This is a genomic window from Pseudomonas sp. FBCC-B35 (assembly GCF_059133755.1).
Window position 1 is genome coordinate 4,235,908 of sequence record NZ_CP101439.1, and the last position, 22,651, is coordinate 4,258,558.

Consider the following 22,651-nt stretch of genomic DNA (forward strand, 5'->3'; position numbering starts at 1 on the left):
CAGGGGTGAAGGGCATGAGTGAGGCACGCGGCCTTGCTCATGCCCCTTGCTCAGGCTTTGCCGAGGGCTACGAATGGCTGGAGGCTGATCAGGGCTGCAGCTTGACGATGACTGCACAGCACCCGTTGCCTGGGCTGTTCATCCGTGACCTGCGAGCCGGCCACAGGTACACCTGTCACGTCTTTTGAAGGTCATCTACACCTTTTCGTCGGTCTGCCATACATACACCGGCGTTTCGCCCTCACTGAACACCCGTACCTGCCCATGGTGCCGCAACCGCACCAGCAACCGCTTGGCTGCGCCAAAGTCCCCCGTGACGCCCTGCAGTTGCTCAAGCAGCTCTGGCCCCTCCATACGGCCAGCCGTGCGCAACAACTCGCAGGCTACCCGCCATGGCCCGTCATCCTTCGTCGCTGCGGGAAGCATCGCGGCAGCTGGCTGGGGTGTCGAAGCGGGGAGTTGTTCGGTTGGCCGCGCCAACTGCGCCCATTCCTGGGGATCAAGCTCAATGGTCAAGTCCACCGGCCACTCACCGATCGTTCCACGAATTCTCACTGTAGGTCCTCACTCAAGTCATTGTCGCCATGCTACCGCAACATGAAACCTGAGCCACGAGGCTGGCGGCCCGCCAAACAATCGTTATAACATAACCACTCCTATTGACCTGCTCCTGGAGTCATCCATGCGTCGTCTGCTGCTAGCCCTGCCCTTCGCCTGCTTGCCCCTGGCCATGATGGCCCATGCCCACGATGAACATGAGCATGATCACGGCCATGGCACGCTTGCCGCCCATGAGCATGGTGTGGCCAAGCTCAATGCCGTGCTCGACGGCAAAACCCTGGAGCTTGAGCTGGACAGCCCGGCGATGAACCTGGTCGGCTTCGAGCACATGGCCAGCAGCGATGCCGACAAGGCCAAGGTAGCCGCCGTGCGTCAGCAATTGGAACAGCCCCTGAAGTTGTTCGCCCTGACGGCGGCCGCTGGTTGCACGCCAGACCAGCAAGAACTGCAAAGCCCACTGTTCGGGGATGCGGCCAAGGCTGACGACGATGGCGACGAGCACGAGAAAGGCCACGTCCACAGCGACATCAACGCCCATCACCAATTCACCTGCGCAGCGCCCGAAAAGCTCACCCAGATCGACCTGTCGCCGCTGTTCAAGGCCTTCCCCGCCACGCAGAAAATCAATGTGCAATTGATCGGCCCGAACGGCCAGAAGGGAGTGGAAACCGCGCCAACCAAGGCCGTGGTCACACTCTGAATGAACCAGCCGCTGATTCACCTGCAAGGCGTGGAGTTCGCCTGGCCGGGACAACCGCCATTGCTGGATATCCCGGCCTTTGACCTGCAAGCCGGTGAGGCTGTGTTTCTCAAGGGCCCCAGCGGCAGTGGCAAGACCACCCTGCTGGGCTTGCTCGGCGGGGTCAACCGGCCAGCCCGTGGGCGAATCCAACTGCTTGGGCAGGACCTGGCCTTACTCGGCCAAGGTGCCCGTGACCGTTTCCGTGTGGACCACACCGGATACATCTTCCAGCAATTCAACCTGCTGCCGTTTCTCTCGGTACGGGAAAATGTCGAGCTGCCCTGTCGTTTCTCCCGCAGCCGCGCCCAGCGTGCCATCGAGCGCCACGGTAGCGTCGACCAGGCCGCCAGCGAATTGCTCGCCCATCTGGGCCTGGGCGATAGGCAGTTGCTGGCGCGGCGAGCCGACAGCCTGTCGATCGGCCAGCAGCAACGCGTCGCCGCCGCCCGCGCTTTGATCGGCCAGCCTGAGCTGGTGATCGCCGATGAGCCCACATCAGCGCTGGATGCCGATACCCGCGAAGCGTTCATCGCCTTGCTGTTCAACGAATGCCGCGCGGCAGGCTCAAGCTTGCTGTTCGTCAGTCATGACCAAAGCCTGGCCCCGCTGTTCGACCGTCACCTGTCCCTGGCCGAGCTCAATCGCGCCGCCAAACCCCGGGAGGCATGATGTACCTGCTTCGTCTTGCCTTGGCCAGCCTGGCCAACCGCCGCTTCACCGCCTTTCTCACCGCGTTCGCCATCGCCTTGTCGGTGTGCCTGCTGCTGGCCGTCGAGCGGGTGCGCACCGAAGCCCGCGCCAGCTTTGCCAGCACCATCAGTGGTACTGACCTGATTGTCGGGGCGCGGTCAGGCTCGGTGAACCTGTTGCTGTACTCGGTGTTTCGCATCGGCAATGCCACCAACAACATCCGCTGGGACAGCTACCAGCACTACGCCCAGGACCCACGGGTGAAGTGGGCGATCCCCATCTCCTTGGGCGACTCGCACCGCGGCTACCGGGTGATGGGCACCACCGGCGCCTATTTCGACCACTATCAGTACGGGCGCAAGCAGCACCTGACGTTGCGCCAGGGTCGGGAATTTGCCGACGATCCTTTCGAGGTGGTACTGGGTGCAGAGGTTGCCGATGCCTTGCACTACAAGCTGGGCGACAAACTGGTGCTGGCCCATGGCGTGGCGGCGATCAGCCTGGTCAAGCACGACGACAAACCCTTTACCGTGGTCGGTGTACTCAAGCGCACCGGCACGCCGGTTGACCGCACCTTGCACATCAGCCTGGCCGGCATGGAGGCCATCCATATCGACTGGCACAACGGCGTGCCGGCCCGAGGTGCGGGACGCATCAGTGCAGAACAGGCGCGTGGCATGGACCTGCAACCCGCTGCGATCACGGCGTTCATGTTGGGTTTGAACAACAAGATCGCCACCTTCAGCCTGCAGCGCGAAATCAATGAGTACCGGAACGAGCCGCTGTTGGCGATTTTGCCAGGGGTGGCGTTGCAGGAGTTGTGGAGCCTGATGGGCACTGCCGAACAGGCCCTGTTCGTGGTGTCGCTGTTCGTCGTGCTCACTGGCCTGATTGGCATGCTCACGGCGATTCTCACCAGCCTGAACGAGCGCCGCCGGGAAATGGCGATCCTGCGCTCGGTCGGTGCACGGCCATGGCACATCGCCGGGCTGCTGGTGCTTGAGGCCCTGGCACTGGCAACTGCCGGGATCGTTGCCGGGCTTGGCCTGCTGTACGCCGGTATCGCCCTGGCCCAGGGTTACGTGCAGGCCAACTATGGCTTGTACCTGCCACTGGCCTGGCCCAGCACGCATGAATGGTCGTTGCTGGCTATCATCCTTGGCGCAGCGCTGTTGATGGGCAGCGTTCCGGCATGGCGAGCCTATCGACAGTCGTTGGCAGATGGCTTGTCGATCCACCTTTGAGAGCCTGTGATGATGCGATTTCTCACCGCCTGCTTCGTGGCTCGCGACGCGCTAGCAAGCGCATGGACTGGCCGTTTTGGCGCCGGCCTGTCAATCAGCAGCCCCGCCCGGCGCCTGCTTTGTTCGCTGCTCGTGATGCTCGCGGTGCCTGCGTGGGCATCGCAGCCCCGGGAGCTCGACTGGCCCGCCCTGATCCCCGAGGGCGCACCGGTCGTCGCACCGCAACTGGCACCCCTGCATGACATGTCGCAGCTCAGCGATGCGCTGTCTGCCGAGTCCGCCCCAGCCGCGCGCCAGCAGGCGCCCGGTGCACCGGTGGTGAACAGCCTCGATGGCCAGCAGATCAAGCTGCCGGGCTACATCGTGCCGCTGGAAGTCAATGAGCAAGGCCGCACCACCGAATTTCTGCTGGTGCCGTACTACGGCGCGTGCATCCATGTGCCCCCGCCCCCGTCGAACCAGATTGTGCACATCGTCAGTGAAATGGGCGTACGGGTAGAGGATCTGTACCAGCCCTACTGGATAGAGGGCACGATGCACGTCAAACCTTCGAGCAGCGAACTGGCTGAGGCGGGTTACCAGATGGAAGCCGAGAAGATCTACGCCTACGAACTCAGATGAGCCTTCCGAAGGCCGGTGCAGACGCTTCGTTGAGCTGGGTCAAACTTTCTGTTTAATCGCATCCGTACCATTGGACTACACGATTATCAACGTCCTTTGGGAGCTTCCATGAACAAGTCCTTGCTCGGTGCCTCACTCGTGGCCCTGGCACTCGCCGCCCCGGCTGCGCACGCGTATCAGCCCGGTGATTTCATCGTACGTGCTGGCGCCATCACCACTGCGCCCAACGAGAACAGCAGCGACCTGAAGTTCGACGGCAACAAGGTGGCAGGCACCAAGGCGACCCTGGACAGCGATACCCAGCTGGGTCTGGCATTCGCCTACATGCTCACCGACCACGTTGGCCTGGAACTGCTGGCAGCCACGCCGTTCAAGCACACGGTAGGCGTGAAAGGGCTGGGCGGCGGGCTGGATGGCAAGCTGGCCGACATCAAGCAGCTGCCGCCGACCCTTTCGTTGCAGTACTACCCGATGGAGGCGTCGTCGAAGTTCCAACCTTATGCGGGCGTGGGCATCAACTACACCTTGTTCTTCGATGAAGACCTGAGCAGCAACCGCAAGCAGCAAGGGTTCAGCAACCTGAAACTGCAGGATTCGGTAGGGTTCGCCGGCCAGCTGGGCATGGATTACATGATCACCGACAACCTGCTGGTCAATGCCGCCGTCTGGTACGTGGACATCGACACCAAGGCCAGCGTGAACGGCCCGAGCGCCTTGGGTTATAGCAAGACCAAGGTCGACGTGGACGTTGACCCTTGGGTCTACATGGTCGGCCTGGGCTACAAGTTCTGATCGACCGCTGCAAAACGCACGGGGCGGCCAAGGCCGCCCCTTTTTCGTTACCGTCTTGCTGAACGCCCAATAGAGCGCCCCTCGATTGCTAACGGAGCTTGCCCAGCAACCGGGCCAGCCCCTCCACCATCGAGGTGGCCCGCTGGAAGTCGAAACGAGCCAGCAACCGCCTGTTGTCCGCACGCGAATGGCGGATGTCGCCCGACCGCGGCGTGGTGTAGCTGACTGCTGGCAAGCTGCCCACCACCTGCTGGAGCGCAGCGAGCATCTGGTTCAGCGACGTGGCCTGGTTGAGACCGATGTTCACGGCCCCCTCCTCGACCTGCGCTTGTTCGAGCGCCTGCACCATGACCTGCACCAGGTCACCTACATACAGGAAATCCCGCGTCTGCTCGCCGTCACCGAACACGGTGATTGGCTGGCCTTGCACTGCACGCTCGCTGAAGATGCTGATGACGCCCGAATAAGGCGAGGAAGGATCCTGCCGCGGCCCGAAGATATTGAAGAACCGGAAGATTACAGGCTCAAGGCCATGCTGGCGCCGATAGAACTCCAGGTACTGCTCGCTGGCCAGCTTGTCCACGGCATACGGTGTCAGCGGCGCCTTGGGTGTGTCTTCGGCGATGGACTGGCCTTCACCGTTATTGCCGTAGACCGCTGCACTGGACGCGAACAACACGCGGCGCACCCCGTGAACACGCATGGCTTCGCACACGTTGAGCGTGCCGATGAAATTGCTCTGGTGCGTGCGCACCGGGTCGTCGACCGAAGCCTGCACCGAGGCCACCGCAGCCAGGTGCACCACGGCCTGGCAGCCCGCCGCAGCGCGCTGGACCAGCTCGGCGTCGGCAACGTCCCCCTCGACAAGCTCAAGCAGGGGGTGGTCCAGTTGCAGGTTGTCGCGCTTGCCCGTGGAGAGGTCGTCGACGATGCGCACGGCGTAGCCACGCGCCAGCAAGGCGTCACTCAGGTGGGAGCCGATGAAGCCGGCACCGCCGGTGATCAGGATGGGGGCATCAGCCATGGCGATAGAACCGGTCCAGAAGAGGCGGCAAGCCTGCACGCCAGGCACGGGGCTTGATACCGAAGGTATGAAGGATTTTCTTGCAGGCCAACACGGCGTTCTGCGGCTCTTCGCTGGCATCCGGGCGCGCGGCATGAGCCTGCGGCGTTGGCGTCTGTACCGCGAGCTGACGATGCTGGCCGGCCTCGGCGAGAATCGCCTGGCCTAGCGCCACGGGGGTGGTCGCTTCGTTCCCGGCGTAGTGGTAGGTCCCCCACAGCGGCGAATTGCAGTCCAGCTGCTTGAGCACCGAGAGAATGACCCTGGCCGCATCGTCGACGGGTGTCGGGTTGCCACGGCGATCATCGGCCAGCAGCAATTCCTGGGGGAGCTCGGCGCGCGTCAGGAAACGGCCAAGCAGGCCATCGATGCTTTCGTCCAGCACCCAACCGAAGCGCAACAGCACATGTTGCGGGCAGGCCGCACGCACGCTTTGTTCGATACGCCAGAGGGCCTGCCCACGCAGGCCAAGCGGCAATGGCTCGTCCTTCTCGCTGTAGGCGGTGGCACGCGAGCCATCGAACACACGGTAGCTCGAGGGCTGGACCAGTGTGATCTGGTGGTGCTGGCACAACTCTGCCAGCCGCTCCACCGCGCGCTCCTGAAGCGCCAGACGCTGCTCGCTGACCGACTCGGCCTGGAACCAGTCGAAGTAATACGCCAGGTTGACCACGGCGTCGGGGCGATGATCGTCGAGCAACTGGGTGAGGCTGGCAGGCGCCCAGCCCTCCTCTGGAGGGCGCGGCGCCATGAAAGCGATGTCCTCCTCGGCCCCAAGACGAATCAGCGCTTGCCCGAGGGCATTGCCACCACCCAACAGCATTAGGCGCATACGCATAGAGTCAGCAGATCCGGAGGTTGTAAGAGAAAGCAGCCATTTTGCGGTTTCCGGGCGGGGAAGTCCAACGTGGGGCCGTATGATCATTGCGGCGGAGAAGGTTGCGCCGTGGCCGACCTCATCCTCTACCACGCATGACGCGGCTCCCCCTACTCGACTTCAAACAACCCATTCCTGAGCGGGCCCACATCCAGCCGCTCGCGGATGTCTTCATCTATGCGTGGATCATCAGGCCGGTACAGTTTCACCTGGCGGTACGCGTTGATGCGATTGATCTCTTGCCCCAGGTACTCCCACACCACTCGGGTACAGGCAGGATTGCGCCGGTCCCCGCTGGACACGCCGGCCTTGAGGCCATTGAGGCGGGTGATACGGCTCTTGAAGCTTGGGATGAGAATGGTCTGGCTCATTTCGTTGAAGGTAAGCGATTCGTAGTCGATCAGGAACACCCGGTCCTGCAACTGGAAGGCAGCCCCCAGGTAACGACAGCGCACTTCGGCGTGCTGGTCTGTCGCGGTAGACCGCTCCTGACGCTCCTGGCGCTCGAACAGGAAGCGACCGCCCTCCTCCCACAGATGCACCAGCGACACCAGGACCGTACCCGGCACCGACATGCAGTTGGAGTACTCGAAGTAATACCCGCAGTAACGCGACAGGTTGCCCGCGTGATCATGCAGAGGCCGAAACAGCTCGCTGATCGGATCGCCGGTTTGCTCGACCGAAGACGGCACTCGCGCGCCGATCAAGCGTGAAAACTGATCGGCGGGCAGGTCGAGCTCGTATTCCTCCACCCCGAAGAAATCGCCAATGCGTTTGAGGTTGTAAGCCGTCGGGCGGCTTTGGCCGCTCAGGTATTTGTTGAACTGGGCGCGATTGATCGACAGTTGGCGGCAAACTTCGGAGATAGAGCGGTAGTGGCTGCAAGCCAGCTTGAGATTGGTAGCGAAATGCTCGCTCATGACAAAGGCCTACGTGACGCGAATGACGCCAGTTTAGCATCAAGTCGCATCAATTAAGACCAAACCGCGAAATTGTAACGACTCTTGTCATGGCCAACCATGCGCCCCAACGAATAGCGGTACGCCTGCCGGCCGCTGGTCTTTCCACACGAAGAATAAGAATCGAGGTCATTTTCCAATGCTCGAAGTACTCAACGATTTCCTCTCGGGGAAACTGCTCATCGTGCTGATCGTGGGGCTGGGTAGCTACTTCACCCTCCGTTCCCGGTTCGTCCAGTTCCGCCACTTCGTACACATGTTCGGTGTGTTCAAGGAATCGCTGCGTGGCCAGGCAGGCCAACTGAGTTCATTCCAGGCCCTGATGCTGAGCCTGGCCGGCCGCGTGGGCGCCGGTAACATTGCAGGTGTCGGCATCGCCGTGACGCTGGGCGGCCCAGGTGCAGTGTTCTGGATGTGGGTCACCGCGCTGGTGGGCATGTCGAGCAGCTTCTTCGAATGTACCCTGGCCCAGGTGTACAAGCGCGCCGACGGCGACGGCCTGTACCGTGGCGGCCCGGCCTACTACATTCAGCATGGCCTGAAGTACAAGGGCATGGCGATCGTCTTCTCGATTCTGCTGCTGGTCACCTATGGCTTCGCTTTCATCGGCCTGCAGTCGTACACCGTGACCCACTCGCTGCAAAACGCCTTCCACTTCGACCCGCGCCACACCGGCATCGTGCTGGCAGTGCTGTTGGCCATCACCTTCATTGGTGGCATCAAGCGCATCGCGGCGGTGTCCGACCTGCTCGTACCGATCAAGACCCTGGCCTACATCGGCGTGACTCTGTACGTGATCGGTACCCAGATCGAACACGTGCCGGCCATGCTCGAAACCATCTTCAAGAGCGCTTTCGGTCTTGACCCGGCGTTTGGCGGCCTGCTGGGCAGCGCCATCGTCATGGGCGTGAAGCGTGGCGTATTCGCCAACGAAGCCGGCCTTGGCAGCGCACCGAACGTGGCCGCCGTCGCAGCCGTGAAGCACCCAGGTGCCCAGGGTGTGGTACAGGCGTTCAGCGTGTTCCTGGATACGTTCGTGATCTGCACCTGCACCGCGCTGCTGATCCTGCTGTCGGGCTTCTACACCCCTGGCTTCGAGGGCGATGGCATTGTCCTGACCCAGAACTCGCTGGCTGCCGTGGTAGGTGACTGGGGCCGTATCTTCGTAAGCGTGGCCCTGTCGCTGTTCGTGTTCACCTGCATCCTCTATAATTACTACCTGGGCGAGAACAGCCTGCAGTTCCTCACCCGTAACCGGGCAGTATTGATGGGCTTCCGTGCCTTGGTGCTGGCGCTGGTTGTGTGGGGCTCCATGCAGGACCTGACCACCGTGTTCGCCTTCGCCGACATCACCATGACGTGCCTGGCCTTCGTCAACCTGATGGCCTTGGCCCTGCTGTTCAAGGTCGGCCTGCGTGTGATGCGCGACTACGATGACCAGCGCAAGGCTGGCATCAAGCAGCCTGTGTTCGATTCGGCCAAGTTCGCCGACCTGGACCTGGACCGCACTGCATGGCCTGCCAACCCGCAGGTGGAAACAGCCGCTGACAAAGCTGTCGGCCAGGCTCAGCCGCTGCGCTGATAGGCTGACATCGCCAGCCGCCCCAGCGAGGGTTGTGCCAGTCGGTTGAGTCACCAGGGGCCGCATTGCGGCCCCACTAGCCTTCCCTGCAAAGCGCGGCTCTTCTTTCCCGTTCATCGCTACGGACGCTTTCCATGCGCGCAGTAAAGAACCTCCTCGTGCTCTACACCGGTGGCACCATCGGTATGCTCGAAACGCCGGAAGGCCTGGCCCCATCCGGCGGCTTCGAGTCCCGCATGCGCGATCACTTCGCCATGATGGCAGACGCCCCCGAAGTCACCTGGACACTCCAGGAACTGGACCCACTGCTCGACAGTGCCAACATGCAGCAGCACAACTGGCTGGCGATGCGTGATGCGATCGTCGATGCCGTGCGTGTCCGTGGCCATGATGCGGTACTGGTGCTGCATGGCACCGACACCCTGGCCTACAGTGCAGCGGCACTGTCGTTCCTGTTGCTGGGGCTGCCGGTTCCCATCCTGCTGACCGGCTCGATGCTGCCGGCAGGGGCACCTGGCAGCGACGCCTGGGACAACCTGTGCGGCGCACTGCGCCAGTTCGATCATCCCCTCGAAGCGGGTGTGCAACTGTACTTCGCGGGCAAGCTGCTGCACGGTTGCCGCGCCTCCAAGCTGCGCAGCGAAGCGTTCGATGCCTTTGCGGCCTTGCCGCGCCATCGCCAGAGTGAGCACGTAGCCCCCTTGCCGGCGCGCTTGGGTTACCAGCAGCCCCGTGAGCGCGTGAACCTTGCGGTAGTGCCGGTGTTCCCTGGTTTGCAGGCAGGTCATCTGGAGGCTTTGCTCGGCAGCGGCGTGCAGGGCTTGTTGCTGGAATGCTATGGCAGCGGCACTGGGCCGTCCGATGATCAGGCGCTGCTCGACACCTTGCGTGCAGCACGCCAGCGTGGCGTCATGTTGGTGGCCATTTCCCAGTGCCCGGAAGGCGATGTGGTCTTCGATACCTATGCTGCCGGTAGCCGCCTGCGGGCAGCAGGCCTGGTCAGCGGGGGCGGCATGACGCGGGAGGCGGCCCTTGGCAAGATGTTCGCGCTGCTGGGTGCCGGGCTGGACGTGAAAGAGGCCGAGCACTGGTTTGCCCTGGACTTGTGCGGCGAACGCTAGAAGTGGCGGAAGGCAGCGGGAGTCGAACCTGCCCGGGAACGGATGCCGTCCCCAACCGGGTTTGAAGCCCGGCCGCGCCACCGGGCGCGATTGCCTTCCTTGAAATCGGTGCCTGGCCTGCTAGCGGGCCAGGGCACTGTCACTGCGAATGTACCGCTGATCGCCGACCCTGCGGGTCAGACCGATGCGGTCGAAATATTCCAGAATCTGCACACTGCGCTTGCGACCGATGCCCAACATATCGCGAAATGCAGCAACCTGCACTACCGGCGTGTCACCTATGTGATGCTGTAGCAGCTCTGCCATGCGGCGTAGGGTCGACTCTGGGTAGAACAGGTCCCGCACCACCTGATGCACCAACCCCAGTCGCGCCAGCTTGCGCAGCAGCAGGCGTACATCGGCCTCGGCGCATTTTTCCTCGCTCGCCAATGTCCTTACCCAAGGCGGATCGTAAGCGCCAGCCTGCAACCTTGGCTGCAGGCGCGCCCAGAGCGCCTCATCCGCGGCACTGAGCTGAACCTGATGATCAGGCAAATGCAGCCAGGGGCCGCTGCCGGCTACGGCGCCTTCGGCCAGCAACTGCTCGAGCAAACTGACGAACCCCGGCCTGTCCAGTGGCAACGCCGCGAAACGGCGCAGCCTGTCACGGTCCGGGCCCAATTGATCGGGCTCCTGCTCGTGAAAGGCCGCCAGCTGGGCCAGCACACGTTGCTTGAGCGCCTGCCACTGGCTTGCAGCGAACAACAACTGGCCTTGGCGGGTGGCGATCACGCGTACGTCGTCGGGTAACTGCCAGCTGTCACGCAGGCGATTGAACTGCCGCTCCAGGCGCTGTGGATCTAGCCCACCCGGTGCGCTGGCCAGCAAACCCGGCAAGGCCTGCTCAAGACCTGTACAGTCGCGCAGCACCTGCAACTGTTGCAGCCTTTCGACGCTGCGGCGTTGACGACTGGGGGCGAACGGGTCCAGGACCGTGCCGCCGCCCAGCGTGTACTGAGCGCGCTGATCGCGCAGCACCAGACGGTCGCCATGCACCGCTTGCAACGGCGCGTTGAGCAGCAACTGTGCGAACATGCGCTGCCCCGCCGCCAAGCTCTGCCCCTCGAGCAAAGCCACCCTGGCTGTCACGTCCTGAGTACCCAGGTGCACGTGCACTGCACTGAAGTGCTCTAAGGCACGGGCTTGGCCAGGCAGCAGGCTCAAGGTGATATCGATGCGTGTGCTAGGCGCGTGCAACCACTGCGGCACCAGCCAATCGCCGCGGCGTATCTGGTCCACCGCCAGGCGCTCGGCGACGATGTTGAGCGCCACACGTTGCCCTGCCTCAGCCACCAGCGCGGGCTGATTCTGAGCATGCAACCCGCGCACCCTCACCGGTTTGCCAGCCTTGCCCAGCAGCAACGTGTCGCCAGCAGTCACCCGCCCCGCAAGCGCCGTGCCGGTCACCACTACCCCCGCGCCCGTAACGGCGAACGCCCGGTCCACGGCAAGACGAAAGCCTCCGGCCACACTGCGACGGCGGGCATGGGGCGCTGCCGCCAGCAGGGCCTGGCGCAAGGCGTCGATGCCGGTACCAACGGTACTGGATACGGGAAAGTGCAGCGCATCGGCATACGGGCCAGGCGCCAGCAGTTGGCTGACTTGCTGCTTCACCGCTTCCACGCGTGCGGGCTCGACCCGGTCGCACTTGCTGATGGCCACCAGCGCCTGGGGAATGCCCAACAGTTCGATGATCGCCAGGTGCTCGCGGGTCTGCGGCATGACGCCATCGTCTGCCGCCACCACCAGCAATACCAGGTCGATGCCGTGGGCACCGGCCAGCATGTTGTGGACAAACCGCTCGTGGCCCGGCACGTCGATGAAGCCAGTCAGTGGCGCCTCCTCGGCCAGCGACGCGTAGCGATAACCCAGGTCGATGGTCATGCCACGGGCCTGTTCCTCCTGACGCTGGTCCCCGGCTTGGCCGGTGAGCGCCTGCAGCAGCGCCGTCTTGCCGTGATCGATGTGCCCGGCGGTACCGACGATCACTGCAAGGCCCCCAACTGCAGGCTTGGCAGCTGCGCCAGCCATTGGGGTTCATCGTCCAGCTGGCGCAAGTCCAGCCACAACGCATCGTCGTCGATGCGCCCAAGCACAGGCACCGGTAATTCACGCAGCGCTCGCTCCAAAGCATGCAAGCTGCGCCCGCGCAGCCGCTTGGACACCTGTGGACGCAGGCACAAGGCGGCGCTGGGCAAGCGGGCGACAGGCTGGCTGCCGCTGCCGATCATGCCCAGCGTCGGCTCTACGCTGACGCGCCACTGCTCGCCCAGGCAGGCTTGCATCGCGGGCGCCACGCGCAGGGCCTGGGTGTGAATCTCCGCCTGGGCACGCGTGAGCAGGCGCAGGCTGGGCAGGCGCTCGGCCAGGCGATCAGGGTTGCGGTACAGCGCCAATACGGCCTCCAGGGCGGCCAAGGTGATCTTGTCCACGCGCAGGGCGCGCTTGAGCGGGTTCTTCTTGATCCTGGCGATCAAGTCCTTACGCCCGACGATGATCCCTGCCTGCGGACCGCCCAGCAGTTTGTCGCCACTGAAGGTGACAATGTCGGCGCCATCGCTCAGTGCCTGGCGCACCGTCGGTTCGGCGGGTAGCCCCCAGCGCGTGAGGTCCAGCAGGCTGCCACTGCCCAGGTCCTCGAGGAGCGGCAGGTTGTGCTGGCGGGCAATGCGGGCCAGCTCCGGGGTGGGTACCTGGGTGGTAAAGCCCTGGATGCTGTAATTACTGCAGTGCACGCGCATCAGCAACCCAGTGCGCGGGCTGATGGCCGCCTCGTAGTCGCGGGCGTGGGTGCGGTTGGTGGTGCCGATCTCGTGCAGCCTGACGCCGGCCCGGGCCATGATGTCGGGTATGCGGAAGGCGCCCCCGATCTCGATCAGCTCGCCACGGGAGATGATGCCTTCCTTGCGGGCGCCCAAGCTGTTGAGCGCCAGCAACACAGCGGCTGCATTGTTGTTCACCACGGTGACGGCCTCGGCGCCGGTCAGTTCGCGAATCAACCCTTCGATCAGGTCATCGCGATCACCGCGCTTGCCCGTGCTCAGGTCGAACTCGAGGTTCAGCGGGTAGCGCGCTGCGCATTCCATGGCCTCGATGGCTTCTTCGGGGAGCAAGGCGCGGCCCAGATTGGTGTGCAACACCGTGCCGGTGAGGTTGAACACGCGGCGAACCTGGCTGCGTTGCTGGACGTCGAGTCGTTCGCCGGCGCGGCCCAGCAGTAACTCCGGCGCCACCTCGGCAGCATTCAGCTGGCCATTGCGGACAAGGTCGCGCAGATCATTCAGCAAGTGGCGCAAGGTCGACAGAACAGCTTCACGGCCGTAACGCTCGATGAGCGCAAGACAGGCGGTGTGGCGCAGGAGTGTATCGATGGAAGGCAGGCGAGGCGTGACGCTGGCTAAGCTGGAGGGCATGCGGTACTACCTTGGACGGGTCCATTGTCTGCTGGCCTTGTGGCAGGCAAGCGACGGTAACGCAGGCATCCGCAGGTCCGGGAACCTTCGAAACCCGTGTCAAGGACGCTTGCCTGGGCAAGGCAACTCGGTCTCACAGTGTAGACAATCAACCGCTAGCCGGGCGAGACCATCAGGTTGGGTGCCAGACGATGGTACCCCTCCTCGTCCAGGCGCATGTCCAGGGCCAGGCTGGCCAAGTCGTCGGCCAACGCTTCGGCTGCTGCGTCGTTTTCCAGGTAGTGCTGCTTGAGGTAGCTGTTGCACCCTGGGCAACACTCGGCACGCAGCGGTGCCTTGCCGGGTCCGTGACGGTCATCGTCGAGCGCGCTGTAGCGCAGGTCTTTGCTGGAGTCGCAGTACACGCACTTGACCCGCACCACGTGCCACTCACAGGCGCACAACGAACAGGCAAGGTAACGCAAGCCGTTGTGCTTGCCACGGTTGCGTACCACGCCCGCCATGGCCGGCGAGCCGCATGCCGGGCATTGGGCAAGGCTGGCAGCGGGCTTGAGTTCGGTGCTTGGCAGCGCCAGCAACCAGCTTGACCAGGCCGCCTGCAAGGCTGCGCCCACGAACGGCACCAGTGCAGGGGGCACGGCATCGTACTGGCCGCTGAGCAGGGCAATTGCCCAACCTTTGCGCTGGGTATCGTCACTGATGCGCAGCCTGTGCAGTGCATCTTGCAGGGGCCCTTGGCCCGACTCATCGAAATGATCGAGCAGCGCCTGCAACCACGCCAGCCATGCGCCTTCGCGCACAAGGCTGTCAGCAGCCAGGGGCGGCAGCCCGTGACTTATGCACAGACGCTGACGGTCCTCGGCAACAGGCAGCGCACTCGGCGGGTTATCCACAAGCTGCTGTTGGATGCGGCAAAGCCGCGCGATCAACAGCAGGTAGTCGCCCATGGCGTGGCCCTGGGCCAAGCGCTCCAGGCGAGCCGCTCGCACGTCGAAGAGGTTGCCTGGTGGCAGGTGCAGAAACGGCGGCATGACGGCCGACGCTTCGATCTGCCCAGGTTCAAGTACGGTACTCAAGCGTTCATCCTTCTTTTCGTCGGTGCTCGGTCGGCGTTTTGTCACCGGTCACGTCGCGATACCACAGTTCATGGTGCTTGCGCGCCCAGGCCCGGCTGACCCAGCCATGCAGCATGGCGCCTACCGACCCCTTGATCCAGATGCCGGCGTAGATGTGCACGATGATGCTGAGCACCAGCACGAACGCCGCGAAGGCGTGTAGCAAGGTGGCCAGGCGTATGGCGCCGATGTCGAAGTAGTGACTGAAGTAAGCACGCCAGATCACCACGCCACTGACCATCAGGATCAGCATGCACACTAGCAGCGTCCAGAACAGCAGTTTCTGGCCGGCATTGTACTTGCCGATGGCAGGCACACCGTCCTCCTGGTTGCGCATGACCCGATCGATTCTGCGCAACCACAGGCGGTCGTTGGCGGTAATGAAGTTGGCACGCCAGAAACGCACCACTAGGCCCAGGAAGAAAACGAACATCGCCACACCCAGGAACGGGTGCAGGATGCGTGTCCATGGACCGCCGCCGAACAGATTGCTTAGCCAGAACAAGGCGGGATGAAACAGCGCCAGCCCCGACAGGCCCGCCAGAAAGAACAGGATCGCCACTACCCAGTGGTTGCTGCGCTCGTTGGCGGTGTAACGCAGGATAGGCTTGTTGTCGTTCATGGCCGCTGCTCCCCTTGCCCATCAGGCTTGTTCGGATCGAACACATGCACTGCCGGGTCGACTTGGTGCACGCTGGTGTCGGACGCTACAGGCTGCTCGTCCTCCTCGACACGTTGCGGCCCGACCCGTACGTAGTGGAAGAAGCCGGCCAGCACCGCCGCCCCCATGGCCAGCAAGGCCAGCGGCTTGGTGAAGCCCTTCCACAGCCCCACCAGCGGGCTGATCACCGGCTGGTCCGGGAGCCCGGCATACAGCTTAGGTGTGTCGGCATGGTGCAATACGTACATCACATGGGTGCCCCCTACCCCGTCGGGGTCATACAGCCCAGCGTTCTCGTAGCCTCGGGACTTGAGGTCGACGATGCGTTCATCGGCATGCACCTTCATCTCGTCCTTGCTGCCGAAAACGATGGCGCCGGTCGGGCAGGTTTTAACGCAAGCTGGCTCCAGCCCTACGCTGACACGGTCGGAACACAGCGTGCACTTGTAGGCCTTGTGATCCTTCTGGGAAATGCGCGGGATATTGAACGGGCAGCCGGTGATGCAGTAGCCGCAGCCTATGCAATGGTCCTGGTTGAAGTCGACGATGCCGTTGGCGTGCTTGATGATCGCACCTGGGCTTGGACACGCCTTCAGGCAACCGGGATCTGCGCAGTGCATGCAGCCATCCTTGCGGATGAGCCACTCCAGGTTGCCGTCGTCGCGCTCGTGCTCGGTGAAGCGCATCAATGTCCAGGTTTCGGCGCTCAGGTCCTGAGGGTTGTCGTAAGTCCCGTGGTTGTGCCCAACCTCGTCACGCAACTCGTTCCATTCCGAACACGCCACCTGGCAGGCCTTGCAGCCGATGCACTTGGTGGTGTCGATCAGCTTGGCCACCTGCTCCTGCTCGCGTACCGAAGGCGGCACTGTGGTGGTGGCCGACCGGGCGATGATGTCTTGGCTGGCCATCAGAGTTTCTCCACTTTGACGAGGAAGGACTTGGACTCCGGTGTCTGGGTATTGCCATCACCCAGGAACGGAACCAGGGTGTTGGTCAGGTACCCGTGCCGCGTGGACCCGGTAAAGCCCCAGTGCAGCGGGATGCCGATCTGATGCACCGTCTGGTTGTTGACCTGCAGCGGACGTATCCGCTTGGTCACCACCGCAACCGCATCGATATGCCCGCGCTTGCTCGATACACGCACCCTGTCGCCTGCCTTGATGCCTTTTTCATTGGCCAGGACTTCACCAATCTCGACGAACTGCTCAGGCTGGGCAATGGCGTTGAGCCGGCAATGCTTGCTCCAGAAGTGGAAATGCTCGGTCAGGCGATAGGTGGTGGCCGCGTAGGGGAATTCATCATGTGTGCCCAAGGTTTCCCACACCGAATCGAAGATGCGGCCTGCCGGGTTGCTGACGACCTTCTTGTTGTTCGGGTGCAGGGGGTTGATGCCAATCGGTGTTTCGAAAGGCTCGTAATGCTCGGGGAACGGCCCTTCGGCCATCTTGTCGATGGCGAAGAAACGCGCCACACCCTCGGGGTTCATGATGAATGGGTTCATGCCCGCTTCCGGCGGCGAATCGACCTTGAAATCAGGCACGTCGGTCCCGCCCCACGCCTTGCCGTTCCACCAGACCAGACGCTTCTTCTCCGGATCCCAAGGCTTGCCCTGCGGGTCGCTGGAAGCACGGTTATAGAGAATGCGTCGGTTGGCCGGCCAGGCCCACGCCCAGTTCTGGACCTGGTGCATGCCGTAGGGGTCGCTGTTGTCGCGGCGCGCCATCTGGTTGCCCTGCTCGGTCCAGCAGCCGGCGAAGATCCAGCAGCCCGAAGCCGTGCTGCCGTCATCCTTGAGCTGGCCGAAGCCCGACAGTTGCTGACCGGACTTGACGGTCGCACCGGTCGGGTCGGTGAAGTCCGTCACGGCCCAGCCGTTCATCTCCTTCGCCAGCTCCTCAGGTGACGGCTCTTCGGCGATCTTGTAGGGCCAGTGAATGTTCAGCAGAGGATCGGGGTAGGTACCCCCTTCCTTCTGGTAACGCTGACGCAAGCGCAGGAACAACTCGCTCATGATCTGCACGTCAGTGCGGGTTTCACCCGGGCCGTCGGCGCCTTTCCAGTGCCATTGCAGCCAGCGGCTGCTGTTGACCAGCGAGCCATCCTCTTCAGCGAAGCAGGTGGTGGGCAGGCGGATCACCTCGGTCTGGATACCGGCCGTGTCCACATCGTTGAACGGCCCCACGTTGCGCCAGAACTCGGACGTCTCGGTGGCCAGCGGGTCCATGACTACCAACCACTTGAGCTTGGCCAGTGCCGCGGTCACGCGGTTCTTGTCAGGGAGGGCGGCAATCGGGTTGAAACCTTGGCACATGTAGCCGTTGACCTTGCCTTGGCTCATCATCTCGAACATGCGCAGCACGTCGTAGGCAGGCACGTCGAGCTTGGGCAGCCAATCGTAGCCCCAGTTGTTGTCGGCAGTGGCGTTGGGGCCGTACCAGGCTTTCATGAGGCTGACGTGGAACTTGCCGTAGTTCTGCCAGTAGGACAGCTGCCCCGGGCGCAGCGGCTTGGACGCACGCTTGTCGATGAACGCGGCGTAGTCCTGCTCGGCGTCGCCGGCAAGTGTCAGGTAACCCGGCAGCGAGTTGGACAGCAACCCCAGGTCGGTCAGGCCCTGAATGTTGGAGTGACCCCGCAAGGCATTCACGCCCCCACCTGGCATGCCCACGTTGCCCAACAACAGCTGCACCATCGCCGCGCTGCGGATGATCTGCGCGCCGATCGAATGTTGCGTCCACCCCAGCGCATACAGGATCGTCATGGTCTTGCCCGGCGCCGAGCAGGTGGCGATCTCTTCCCAAACCTTCATCATGGCGTCCTGCGGCATGCCACAGGTCATGCTCGCCAATTCTGGGGTGTAGCGGCTGTAGTGCTGCTTCATCAGCTGGAACACACAGCGTGGGTGCTGAAGTGTCGGGTCTACCTTGGCAAAACCGTCCTCGCCCAGCTCGTAACCCCAGCCCGACTTGTCGGCATAAATGCGCTTGCTCTCGTCATAGCCGCTGAACAGGCCATCCTCGAAGCCATAGGTGTCCTTGACGATGAAGGATACGTCGGTGTAATTGCGCACATATTCGTGCTGGATCTTGTCATTGCTCAGCAGGTAATTGATCAACCCGCCCATGAACGCGATGTCGGTACCGGTGCGGATGGGCGCGTAGTAATCGGCCACCGAAGCGGTACGGGTAAACCTTGGGTCGACCACGATCAGCCGCGCCTTGTTGTGCGCCTTGGCCTCGGTCACCCATTTGAAGCCGCACGGATGCGCTTCTGCTGCGTTGCCACCCATCACAAGGACCAGATTCGCGTTGGCGATATCGGACCAGTGGTTGGTCATGGCGCCACGGCCGTACGTCGGGGCAAGACTTGCCACCGTCGGGCCATGTCAGACACGTGCTTGGTTATCGAACCCCAGCATGCCTGTTGCGCGAACAACCTTGTGAGTCAGGTAGCCGGCCTCGCTGGAGGCGGCGGAAGCGGCAAGAAAACCGGTGGTGAGCCAGCGGTTGACCGTCTGCCCCTGGGCATTTTTCTCGATGAAGTTCGCGTCGCGATCTTCCTTCATCAAGGCGGCCACGCGATCGAGCGCTTCGTCCCAGCTGACGCGTACCCACTCGTTGCTACCCGGCTTGCGCACCTCGGGGTACTTGAGACGGCTTGGACTGTGGATGAAGTCGAGCAAACCTGCGCCTTTGGGGCAAAGGGTGCCGCGGTTCACCGGATGGTCGGCGTCACCTTCGATGTGGATGATGTTCTGCTTGACGTTCTTGCCTGCATCACCCTGGCTGTACAGGATCAAGCCGCAGCCGACCGAGCAGTAGGGGCAGGTGTTACGGGTTTCTTTGGTATGCGCCAGCTTGAAGTGGCGCACTTGCTCGGCGAACGCAGGCGTTGGGGCCATGCCCAGCGCCGCAAGGCTCGAGCCTCCAAGGCCGACGGCGGCGACCTTGAAGAATTGCCGACGGTTGAGATCCATCGTGCACTCCTGATCAGATGTGGACGCACAGAACATGGCCGGCGCCTCTTGGTAGTCACGGTGACGGCGGTTTGATGACCGCCAACAGGTAAGACTAGCAAGGAATCGAAAAGGTGCGATGACGTGGGTCAGGTAGGCTGAAGATAGATCATACATCTCAGCACGTGGCTGCTCGCCGACAAAGGCTATGACGCACAAGCGTTGCGTCAGTACTTCGACCGGTGCCGCATACAGCCCGTCATTCCGAAGCGCTCGATGAAGCGCAAGCCTAAGCCGGGTTTGCCCAGGTTGTTCGACCGGCGCAAATACCTACAACACCATGTCCATCGAGCGCATGTTCGGCTGGCTGAAAAAAGATCGCCCCCTTGGAACGGGTCTCGACAAGCTCGCAGAAGTCATGCCGTGATGGTCTCACTGACTTGCTCCATGCGGTGTTTACGTTGCCTTTCTCCGTACCCTACCTAGCGCTCAGATATTGAGACGGACAGTAGCCCCCGCAGTGGCCGCGTGGTCAGTTGAAAGATCATTGAGTAGTTATAGAAAAATTGTCATCTCCCAAGTAACTAAGTTTAACGTCGTCATTGACGTATGTGCCGTCCGGAGCAATGAACTTGTAACGTGACAGTAGAAACGCTTCCTGGCTGACCTCGCTGCTGGCGTGAAGTCGGGTACCAATTGCAAACAGGACGCCACCCACACTGAATATTGGCCCAGGGTACATCTGTATGTACTGCAGCAAGGTAGGGCCTGCCACTCTGTTGTACGTAATCGTTTCAGGGCCTAGAACGAGCGTACCGAAGCCCACCAAGGCGATGATGATACCTACCGCCATCACGAACCAGCCAGAATATTCAGCACCTCTATCGCGACCCTTGAGATATGCCGCGTAGTCTTCGCTGAACCCCGAAACGTGATAGTCCCCAGTCGACGCTGTCAGTTTTATCTCCCGCTGTTCAGTTCCTGATTGCATGAGCCTCTCCTTGTCAAAGCTGAGATACTAAGCAATATTGGCACTGCATAGTCGGTGTCATGCAAACTTGGGAAAGACCCTACGGCAGAAGGAGAAAGTTCATTGAGTACTGTTCTTACTCGCCAACAAACTTAATAGTTGACCCTGCCCCAAGTATAAAAAAACCCGGAGCAATTGCCCCGGGTTTTTACTGTAGCGCGATGCCCTACCGTTCAAATCAGAACGGAATATCATCATCAAAGCTGTCGAAGTCAGCCGCCGGTTGCGGCGCTGGCTGCTGCGGCGCCGGGCGCTGTTGCTGTTGCGGGCGCGGGGCCTGCTGGCGCGCAGGTTGCTGGTTGTACTGTTGCTGCTGACCGCCACCTTGGTTGTAGTTGTTACCGCCACCCTGGTTGTACGGGTCGCCGCCGCCTTGCTGGTTCTGCGGACGGCCGCCCAGCAGCTGCATGGTGCCGTTGATGTCAACGATGATTTCAGTGGTGTAGCGCTTGATGCCGTCTTTTTCCCACTCACGGGTCTGCAGCTTGCCTTCGATGTAGCACTGCGAACCTTTGCGCAGGTACTCGCCGGCAATCTCAGCAACCTTGCCGAACAGCGACACACGGTGCCATTCGGTACGCTCGACCTTCTGGCCCGACTGCTTGTCGGTCCATTGCTCGCTGGTTGCCAGGCTCAGGTTGGTCACGGCATTACCGTTGGGCAGGTAGCGGACTTCGGGATCCTGGCCACAGGTACCGACCAGAATGACTTTGTTAACCCCACGGGCCATAACGTTCTCCTAGGCTTCGCACGCCGCTGAGGCCGGATTGATCAGGCGCTCCAGGGTCGTACGGTCCAAAATTTTCGTATCCAGTTTGATATAGACGGCTGATTCTTCCGAGACCACAACGGCGTCGGTCACGCCGGGCACGGCCATCAACCGTGCAGCCAGGCCAGTATCCTTGGCGGCCTCCGGCGACAAAGGCATGCGCAAGCTGGTCACATACGGTGGCTCGTTCATGCTCAAGGCAACGGCCAACCAGATGGCACACAGTATCGCGCAGCCAAGGAACACGGTGTTCAGCCCACCATGCTGGAACAGCCAGCCACCCAGGATGCCCCCTAGCGCAGCACCGAGAAACTGGCTGGTGGAGTACACCCCCATCGCCGTTCCCTTGCCACCTGCTGGCGACACCTTGCTGACCAGCGAAGGCAACGAAGCCTCCAGCAGGTTGAATGCGGTGAAGAATACCACGGTGCCGATCACCAGTCCGCGCAAACCGTCAGCCCACTGCCAGAAGAATAGCTCGACCAACAGCAGTACGCTGACGGCCCCGGCCAGCACACGTTTCATCTTGCGCTTTTTTTCGCCGTAGATGATGAACGGTACCATTGCAAAAAATGAGACGAACAGCGCGGTCAGGTAGACCCACCAGTGTTGTTCCTTGGGCAGTCCGCCGCGCTCGACGAAGGCCAGAGGCAGCGCGACGAAGCTGGCCATGAGAATGGCATGCAGGATGAAGATGCTCACATCCAGCCGTAGAAGGTCCGGGTGACGCAGGGTCGGGCCGATGGCCTGACGCGCAACGCCCGATTCGCGATGCTGCAGAATGTTGTGCGTGGCAGGTACCACGAAGGCAATCAACGCGATGCCAACCAAGGCCAAGCCGGCCGTTGCAAGGAACAATCCTGACAAGCCAAAGGCACTTGTCAGCAAAGGCCCGACGACCATTGCCACTGCAAAGGAAAGACCAATGCTCATCCCGATCATGGCCATGGCCTTGGTGCGGTGCTGTTCCCGGGTCAGGTCCGACAGCAGCGCCATCACCGCCGCCGAAATGGCGCCGGCCCCTTGCAGGATGCGCCCTGCGATGATGCCCCAGATGGAATCGGCCTGGGCTGCCAGGACGCTGCCCAGGGCAAACACGATCAAGCCCAGGTAGATGACGGGTCGACGGCCGATGCGGTCTGAAATCATCCCGAAGGGAATCTGCAACACGGCCTGGGTGAGGCCATAGGCGCCAATGGCCAGGCCAATCAGCGCGGGCGTGGCGCCGGCCAGGTCCATGCCATAGGTGGCCAGGACCGGCAAGACCATGAACATGCCCAGCATACGAAAAGCGAAGACCAGAGCCAGACCGCCGGCGGCGCGGGTTTCATTGCCGCTCATGCGCTCGTTGTGGGTGTCGTGCATGGATTAATCTCGTGTGAACCGGCGGCGATTCTATCAGTCCGACAGCTTGACG

21 protein-coding genes, 1 tRNA gene and 1 pseudogene are annotated in these 22,651 nt (G+C 62.3%); 9 read left to right on the forward strand and 14 right to left on the reverse strand.

Annotation, left to right across the window (positions count from 1 at the left end; all coding sequences use genetic code 11):
- The first annotated feature begins 14 nt into the window (after window positions 1-14).
- Entirely contained in the window at window positions 15-188 is a 174-nt protein-coding gene (locus NMB38_RS19260; protein WP_157852844.1) for a hypothetical protein, read from the forward strand.
- A 7-nt stretch (window positions 189-195) separates the two neighbouring features.
- Here the strand turns inward: NMB38_RS19260 and NMB38_RS19265 are convergent, their stop codons facing one another.
- Complete coding sequence (locus tag NMB38_RS19265) at window positions 196-555, reverse strand: hypothetical protein (RefSeq protein WP_104926564.1); 360 nt, start codon at window positions 553-555, stop codon at window positions 196-198.
- A gap of 127 nt (window positions 556-682) precedes the next feature.
- Between NMB38_RS19265 and NMB38_RS19270 the strand changes: the two genes are divergently transcribed.
- The 5 genes from NMB38_RS19270 (at window position 683) to NMB38_RS19290 (ending at window position 4,650) form a co-directional block, all read left to right on the forward strand.
- On the forward strand, window positions 683-1,261 hold the full coding sequence (locus NMB38_RS19270) for a DUF2796 domain-containing protein (protein WP_494354856.1): 579 nt from the start codon (window positions 683-685) through the stop codon (window positions 1,259-1,261).
- Window positions 1,262-1,972: an ABC transporter ATP-binding protein gene (locus NMB38_RS19275; RefSeq protein WP_028687669.1), complete on the forward strand. Its 711-nt coding sequence runs from the start codon at window positions 1,262-1,264 to the stop codon at window positions 1,970-1,972.
- Window positions 1,972-3,237 carry an ABC transporter permease gene (locus tag NMB38_RS19280; protein ID WP_027915120.1) on the forward strand — a complete coding sequence of 422 codons (1,266 nt, stop codon included), beginning with the start codon at window positions 1,972-1,974 and terminating at the stop codon, window positions 3,235-3,237. The genes NMB38_RS19275 and NMB38_RS19280 overlap by 1 nt, the downstream gene beginning before the upstream one ends.
- Window positions 3,238-3,372: 135 nt before the next feature.
- Window positions 3,373-3,858: a DUF3299 domain-containing protein gene (locus NMB38_RS19285; protein ID WP_033695077.1), complete on the forward strand. Its 486-nt coding sequence runs from the start codon at window positions 3,373-3,375 to the stop codon at window positions 3,856-3,858.
- 108 nt (window positions 3,859-3,966) lie between these two features.
- Entirely contained in the window at window positions 3,967-4,650 is a 684-nt protein-coding gene (locus tag NMB38_RS19290) for an OmpW/AlkL family protein (RefSeq protein WP_049695367.1), read from the forward strand.
- An 88-nt stretch (window positions 4,651-4,738) separates the two neighbouring features.
- On the opposite strand, the gene NMB38_RS19295 is transcribed toward NMB38_RS19290, so the two are convergent.
- The 3 genes from NMB38_RS19295 to NMB38_RS19305 form a co-directional block, all read right to left on the reverse strand.
- Window positions 4,739-5,674 (reverse strand): NAD-dependent epimerase/dehydratase family protein, encoded by a 936-nt coding sequence (locus NMB38_RS19295; protein ID WP_049695366.1) that lies wholly within the window; start codon window positions 5,672-5,674, stop codon window positions 4,739-4,741.
- Window positions 5,667-6,551: a sugar nucleotide-binding protein gene (locus NMB38_RS19300; protein WP_033695074.1), complete on the reverse strand. Its 885-nt coding sequence runs from the start codon at window positions 6,549-6,551 to the stop codon at window positions 5,667-5,669. Before NMB38_RS19300 ends, NMB38_RS19295 begins: the two co-directional genes overlap by 8 nt.
- Window positions 6,552-6,700: 149 nt before the next feature.
- Window positions 6,701-7,510, reverse strand: coding sequence for a helix-turn-helix domain-containing protein (locus tag NMB38_RS19305; RefSeq protein WP_028687672.1), 810 nt, complete (start codon window positions 7,508-7,510; stop codon window positions 6,701-6,703).
- A gap of 178 nt (window positions 7,511-7,688) precedes the next feature.
- Here NMB38_RS19305 and NMB38_RS19310 point away from each other — a divergent pair, with 178 nt between their 5' ends.
- Entirely contained in the window at window positions 7,689-9,131 is a 1,443-nt protein-coding gene (locus NMB38_RS19310) for an alanine/glycine:cation symporter family protein (RefSeq protein ID WP_027915115.1), read from the forward strand.
- Between the two features lie 134 nt (window positions 9,132-9,265).
- Window positions 9,266-10,252 (forward strand): asparaginase, encoded by a 987-nt coding sequence (locus NMB38_RS19315; protein WP_049695364.1) that lies wholly within the window; start codon window positions 9,266-9,268, stop codon window positions 10,250-10,252.
- A 3-nt stretch (window positions 10,253-10,255) separates the two neighbouring features.
- On the opposite strand, the gene NMB38_RS19320 is transcribed toward NMB38_RS19315, so the two are convergent.
- The 7 genes from NMB38_RS19320 to fdnG all read right to left on the reverse strand — a co-directional run bounded on the left by NMB38_RS19320 (window position 10,256) and on the right by fdnG (window position 19,456).
- Window positions 10,256-10,351: transfer RNA gene (locus NMB38_RS19320), tRNA-Sec, on the reverse strand.
- Between the two features lie 21 nt (window positions 10,352-10,372).
- Window positions 10,373-12,280: a selenocysteine-specific translation elongation factor gene (gene selB / locus NMB38_RS19325; RefSeq protein WP_027915113.1), complete on the reverse strand. Its 1,908-nt coding sequence runs from the start codon at window positions 12,278-12,280 to the stop codon at window positions 10,373-10,375.
- Window positions 12,277-13,704: an L-seryl-tRNA(Sec) selenium transferase gene (gene selA / locus NMB38_RS19330; RefSeq protein WP_027915112.1), complete on the reverse strand. Its 1,428-nt coding sequence runs from the start codon at window positions 13,702-13,704 to the stop codon at window positions 12,277-12,279. Before selA ends, selB begins: the two co-directional genes overlap by 4 nt.
- 155 nt (window positions 13,705-13,859) lie before the next feature.
- The gene (gene fdhE, locus NMB38_RS19335; protein ID WP_027915111.1) at window positions 13,860-14,780 is read right to left on the reverse strand and encodes a formate dehydrogenase accessory protein FdhE; all 921 of its coding nucleotides are present in this window, start codon (window positions 14,778-14,780) and stop codon (window positions 13,860-13,862) included.
- A gap of 4 nt (window positions 14,781-14,784) precedes the next feature.
- The gene (locus NMB38_RS19340) at window positions 14,785-15,441 is read right to left on the reverse strand and encodes a formate dehydrogenase subunit gamma (RefSeq protein WP_027915110.1); all 657 of its coding nucleotides are present in this window, start codon (window positions 15,439-15,441) and stop codon (window positions 14,785-14,787) included.
- Window positions 15,438-16,388, reverse strand: a complete 951-nt coding sequence (fdxH, locus tag NMB38_RS19345) for a formate dehydrogenase subunit beta (protein ID WP_028687677.1) — start codon at window positions 16,386-16,388, stop codon at window positions 15,438-15,440. Before fdxH ends, NMB38_RS19340 begins: the two co-directional genes overlap by 4 nt.
- Window positions 16,388-19,456, reverse strand: a complete 3,069-nt coding sequence (gene fdnG / locus NMB38_RS19350; protein WP_140174981.1) for a formate dehydrogenase-N subunit alpha — start codon at window positions 19,454-19,456, stop codon at window positions 16,388-16,390. The genes fdxH and fdnG overlap by 1 nt, the downstream gene beginning before the upstream one ends.
- 165 nt (window positions 19,457-19,621) lie before the next feature.
- Between fdnG and NMB38_RS19355 the strand changes: the two are divergent.
- A pseudogene (locus tag NMB38_RS19355) lies at window positions 19,622-19,921 on the forward strand (transposase); the annotation flags it as partial.
- A 58-nt stretch (window positions 19,922-19,979) separates the two neighbouring features.
- Here the strand turns inward: NMB38_RS19355 and NMB38_RS19360 are convergent.
- From NMB38_RS19360 to NMB38_RS19370, 3 genes are all read right to left on the reverse strand, one after another.
- The gene (locus NMB38_RS19360) at window positions 19,980-20,426 is read right to left on the reverse strand and encodes a hypothetical protein (RefSeq protein ID WP_050587330.1); all 447 of its coding nucleotides are present in this window, start codon (window positions 20,424-20,426) and stop codon (window positions 19,980-19,982) included.
- A gap of 217 nt (window positions 20,427-20,643) precedes the next feature.
- Window positions 20,644-21,195: a single-stranded DNA-binding protein gene (locus tag NMB38_RS19365; RefSeq protein WP_023534972.1), complete on the reverse strand. Its 552-nt coding sequence runs from the start codon at window positions 21,193-21,195 to the stop codon at window positions 20,644-20,646.
- Window positions 21,196-21,204: 9 nt separating this feature from the next.
- On the reverse strand, window positions 21,205-22,599 hold the full coding sequence (locus NMB38_RS19370; protein WP_282478465.1) for an MFS transporter: 1,395 nt from the start codon (window positions 22,597-22,599) through the stop codon (window positions 21,205-21,207).
- Window positions 22,600-22,651 lie beyond the last annotated feature (52 nt).

Coding starts and splice junctions, on each gene's coding strand:
- NMB38_RS19260 (WP_157852844.1), top strand. CDS start 15: ATGAGTGAGGCACGCGGCCTTGCTCATGCCCCTTGCTCAGGCTTTGCC.
- NMB38_RS19270 (WP_494354856.1), top strand. CDS start 683: ATGCGTCGTCTGCTGCTAGCCCTGCCCTTCGCCTGCTTGCCCCTGGCC.
- NMB38_RS19275 (WP_028687669.1), top strand. CDS start 1,262: ATGAACCAGCCGCTGATTCACCTGCAAGGCGTGGAGTTCGCCTGGCCG.
- NMB38_RS19280 (WP_027915120.1), top strand. CDS start 1,972: ATGTACCTGCTTCGTCTTGCCTTGGCCAGCCTGGCCAACCGCCGCTTC.
- NMB38_RS19285 (WP_033695077.1), top strand. CDS start 3,373: ATGCTCGCGGTGCCTGCGTGGGCATCGCAGCCCCGGGAGCTCGACTGG.
- NMB38_RS19290 (WP_049695367.1), top strand. CDS start 3,967: ATGAACAAGTCCTTGCTCGGTGCCTCACTCGTGGCCCTGGCACTCGCC.
- NMB38_RS19295 (WP_049695366.1), bottom strand. CDS start 5,674: ATGGCTGATGCCCCCATCCTGATCACCGGCGGTGCCGGCTTCATCGGC.
- NMB38_RS19300 (WP_033695074.1), bottom strand. CDS start 6,551: ATGCGTATGCGCCTAATGCTGTTGGGTGGTGGCAATGCCCTCGGGCAA.
- NMB38_RS19305 (WP_028687672.1), bottom strand. CDS start 7,510: ATGAGCGAGCATTTCGCTACCAATCTCAAGCTGGCTTGCAGCCACTAC.
- NMB38_RS19310 (WP_027915115.1), top strand. CDS start 7,689: ATGCTCGAAGTACTCAACGATTTCCTCTCGGGGAAACTGCTCATCGTG.
- NMB38_RS19315 (WP_049695364.1), top strand. CDS start 9,266: ATGCGCGCAGTAAAGAACCTCCTCGTGCTCTACACCGGTGGCACCATC.
- selA (WP_027915112.1), bottom strand. CDS start 13,704: ATGCCCTCCAGCTTAGCCAGCGTCACGCCTCGCCTGCCTTCCATCGAT.
- NMB38_RS19340 (WP_027915110.1), bottom strand. CDS start 15,441: ATGAACGACAACAAGCCTATCCTGCGTTACACCGCCAACGAGCGCAGC.
- fdxH (WP_028687677.1), bottom strand. CDS start 16,388: ATGGCCAGCCAAGACATCATCGCCCGGTCGGCCACCACCACAGTGCCG.
- NMB38_RS19360 (WP_050587330.1), bottom strand. CDS start 20,426: ATGCAATCAGGAACTGAACAGCGGGAGATAAAACTGACAGCGTCGACT.
- NMB38_RS19365 (WP_023534972.1), bottom strand. CDS start 21,195: ATGGCCCGTGGGGTTAACAAAGTCATTCTGGTCGGTACCTGTGGCCAG.
- NMB38_RS19370 (WP_282478465.1), bottom strand. CDS start 22,599: ATGCACGACACCCACAACGAGCGCATGAGCGGCAATGAAACCCGCGCC.